The organism is Streptomyces sp. (assembly GCF_036566765.1).
Lineage (GTDB): Bacteria > Actinomycetota > Actinomycetes > Streptomycetales > Streptomycetaceae > Streptomyces.
Map to the genome: position 1 here is coordinate 1 of NZ_DATCVQ010000257.1, position 3,835 is coordinate 3,835.

Genomic DNA, 3,835 nt, shown 5'->3' on the forward strand with positions numbered 1-3,835 from the left:
CCCGTCCGCCCATCGCCGCGCCCGACGGGCCCGCCGTCACGATCGAGCCCTGGTGCCCCGCGTCCACAGTCGCCAGCGTGTACGCGGCCGGGCCGGCGAGCCCCGCCGCGACCCCGAGACCCGCGAGCGCGAGCCCGAGCCGCCGGTCGATCCGGCCCGCGAACAGCAGCCCCAGCGCGGCGAGAAGCCCCGCGACCAGGACCGTCGGCCGCAGCCACGGCAGCCAGTCGGGCGTCCGGCCGAGCAGGACGTACGCCCACACGGCCGTCCCCGCGACGGTCGCCGCCAGGGCCGCCGAGCCCGCTGCCCGGCCGCGCTCCTCCCACAGGACCGCCGCGCCCATGCCGACGAGCGCCGCGATGTAGGGGGCCAGGGCGATCGTGTAGTACTCGTGGAAGATCCCGGCCATGAAGCTGAACACGGCCACGGTCGTCACCAGCGACCCGCCCCAGGCCAGGAACGCCGCCCGCGCGCTGTCGGTGCGCGGTGCCCGCCAGGTGATCACCAGGCCGGCGACCAGCAGGAACAGCGCGGCCGGCAGCAGCCAGGAGACCTGACCGCCCACCGAGTCGCCGAACATCCGCCCGATGCCGGTCTCGCCCCAGCCGCCCCCGCCCCCGCCGCGCCCGGGCAGCGTCTCGACGCCCTCGGGGAGCGCGCCCCGCATCGCCCGGCCGCCGCCCCCGACGCTGCCGGTCTCGTCGCCGTTGAGCCGGCCCAGGCCGTTGTAGCCGAAGGTGAGCTCCAGGAAGCTGTTGGTCTGCGAGCCGCCGACGTACGGGCGCGAGGACTCGGGCCACAGCTCGACCAGCGCCACCCACCAGCCGCCGGAGACCACCAGCGCGAGCCCGCCCAGGGCGAGGTCCCGGATCCGGCGGCCGAGCCCGGCCGGCGCGCACACCGCGTACACCAGGGCGAGCGGCGGCAGGACCAGGAACGCCTGCAGGGTCTTGGCGAGGAACGCGAACCCGAGCGCGACCCCCGCCCACGCCAGCCACTTCGCGCCGCCCCGCTCCTGCTCCAGGGCGCGCAGCACGCAGTACACGGCGACCGTCGTCAGCAGCGCGAGCAGCGCGTCGGGGTTGTTGAACCGGAACATCAGCGCCGCGACCGGGGTGAGCGCGAGCACCGCGCCCGCCAGCAGCCCCGCCCCGGCCCCGAACCGCCGCCGGACCGCCGCGTACAGGACGGCGACCGTCGCCACGCCCATCAGCACCTCGGGCGCCAGGATCTGCCAGGACCCGAGCCCGAACAGCCGGACCGACAGGGCCATCGGCCACAGCGCGGCGGGCGGCTTGTCGACGGTGATCGCGTTGCCCGCGTCGAGCGAGCCGAAGAAGAAGGCCTTCCAGCTCTCGCTGCCGGCCTGGACGGCGGCGGAGTAGAAGGAGTTGGCGTAGCCGGAGGCGCTCAGGTTCCACAGGTAGAGCAGGCCGGTGGCGAGCAGCAGGGCGAGGAGCGCGGGCCGCGCCCAGGGGGCGTCGTCGGCCCGCCCGCGCCACAGTCGTCGGATCACAGTCGTCATCGGTCGTCCCTAGAGGCAGTCCGCTCCGGGAAGACCCAGAGCCGGAAGAGGAGGAAACGCAGCACGGTCGCCGCGAGGTTTGCGGTGATCAGCACCGCGAGCTCGGCGGAGTGCGCCGGGGCGCCGGTCGCCGCCCCGAGCGCGGCCAGCGAGCCGCTGGTCAGGGCCAGGCCGAGGGCGAAGACCGCGAGCCCCTGAGCCTGGTGGCGCAGCGCCCGGTCCCGTCCCCGCACGCCGAACGTGAGCCGCCGGTTCGCGGCCGTGTTGACGATCGCGGACACCAGCAGCGCGAGCGCGTTGGCGAGTTGGGCGCCCAGGCCGAGGCGGAAGCCCGAGTACAGGGCGAGGTGGAGCAGCGTGGACAGCACGCCGACCGTGCAGAACCCGACCAGCTGCCGGGTCAGCCCGCCCGGCACCCCGGGCAGTTCGCGGTCCCGCGGGTCGTCCCCGAACGGCCGGGCGAGCCGCTCCAGCGGCAGCGAGCCGGTCGCGAGCGCCCGCCCCACCCGCCAGACGCCCTTCAGGTCCTCGGTCGCGGTCCGCACGATGTGCACGGTCGAGTCGGGGTCGTCGACCCAGTCGACGGGGACCTCGTGGATCCGCAGCCCGGCTCGCTCGGCCAGCACCAGCATCTCGGTGTCGAAGAACCAGCCGGTGTCCTCGACCATCGGCAGCAGCCGCTCCGCGACCTCCCGCCGGATCGCCTTGAACCCGCACTGGGCGTCGGAGAACCGGGCGGCGAGCGAGCCGCGCAGGATCAGGTTGTACGCCCGGGAGATCAGCTCCCGCTTCGGCCCGCGCACCACCCGCGAGGAGCGGGCGAGCCGGGAGCCGATCGCCAGGTCGGAGTGGCCGGAGATCAGCGGGGCGACCAGCGGGAGCAGCGCGTTGAGGTCGGTGGACAGATCGACGTCCATGTACGCGAGGACGGGCGCGTCCGAGCCCGACCAGACGGTCCGCAGCGCCCGCCCGCGCCCCTTCTGCTCCAGGCGCACCGAGCGCACCTCGGGGAGCGTCGCGGCGAGCCGGGCGGCGATCTGCGGGGTGCGGTCGGTTGAGGCGTTGTCGGCGACCGTGATCCGGAAGCCGTACGGGAAGGTGCGGGCCAGGTGCGCGTGCAGCCGCCGGACGCAGGGCTCGAGGTCCTGCTCCTCGTTGAACACGGGGACGACCACGTCGAGTACGGGCCGGCCGACGCCGCCCACGGGCAGGTGCTCGCGGGCGGGGAGGGCCCCCGCCAGGGTGTCGGTTCGCATGACCCCGACAGTTCCGGGACCCGCTGTCACGCCGGTGTGATGAGCCTGTGCCCCGCCTGTGAGCTGCGCTCGGGGGCCGCGCTGGGCAGCCGTACGGAGAAGGTCGTCCGGCCGGGCGCGGAGTCGACGGTCACCTCGCCGCGGTGCGCGGCGACGACGGCCTCCACGATCGAAAGACCGAGCCCGGTGGAGCCGGCGTGCCGGGAGCGGGACGCGTCGCCGCGCGCGAACCGCTCGAAGACGTGCGGCAGCAACTCGGCCGGGATGCCGGGCCCGTCGTCCTCGATCTCGACGACGGTCCACCGCTCGCCCTCGGCCCGCACCCGTGCGGTGACCTTCGTGCCGGGCGGGGTGTGCGTACGGGCGTTGCCGAGCAGGTTGAGCAGCACCTGATGGAGCCGGGCGGCGTCGCCGCGCACGGTCATGGGCTCGGCGGGCAGTTCGAGCAGCCAGCCATGGTCCGGCCCGGCCGCGCGCGCGTCGCCGACCGCGTCCACGACCAGCGGCGACAGATCGGCGTCCCGCAGATCGAGGGGGCGTCCGGCGTCCAGCCGGGCGAGCAGCAGCAGGTCCTCCACCAGGCCGGTCATCCGGACCGCCTCGGACTCGATCCGGCCCAGCGCGTGCCGGGTGTCGGGCCCGCACTCCTCGCGGCCGCGCCGGGTCAGCTCCGCGTACCCGCGGATCGAGGCCAGCGGGGTGCGCAGCTCGTGGCTCGCGTCGGCGACGAACCGCCGGACCCGGGTCTCGCTCTGCTGCCGGGCGTGCAGCGCCGAGTGCACATGGTCGAGCATCCGGTTGATGGCCGCGCCGACCTGCCCCACCTCGGTCCGCGGATCGGCCTCCGCCACCCTTTGGTGCAGGACCGGCTCGCCGCTGTGCAGCGGGAGTTCGGCGACCTGGGTGGCGGTCGCGGCGACCCGGCGCAGCGGCCGCAGCGCGATCCGGACGAGCAGCGTCCCGGCGAGGGAGGCGGCGACCAGGCCCGCGCCGGTCACGCTCAGCTCGACCACGACCAGCGTGGACAGGGCGTCCTGGACTTCGGCGAGCGGGG

At 75.4% G+C, this 3,835-nt stretch carries 3 protein-coding genes; all 3 read right to left on the reverse strand.

Annotation, left to right across the window (positions count from 1 at the left end; genetic code table 11):
• Positions 1-1,525, reverse strand: a 1,525-nt coding sequence (locus VIU94_RS14450; protein ID WP_331911431.1) for an ArnT family glycosyltransferase, incomplete at its 3' end; no start/stop codon positions are given.
• Complete coding sequence (locus tag VIU94_RS14455) at positions 1,522-2,781, reverse strand: bifunctional glycosyltransferase family 2/GtrA family protein (protein WP_331911433.1); 1,260 nt, start codon at positions 2,779-2,781, stop codon at positions 1,522-1,524. The genes VIU94_RS14455 and VIU94_RS14450, both read right to left, overlap by 4 nt.
• 26 nt (positions 2,782-2,807) lie before the next feature.
• Positions 2,808-3,835, reverse strand: a 1,028-nt coding sequence (locus tag VIU94_RS14460; RefSeq protein WP_331911435.1) for a sensor histidine kinase, incomplete at its 5' end; no start/stop codon positions are given.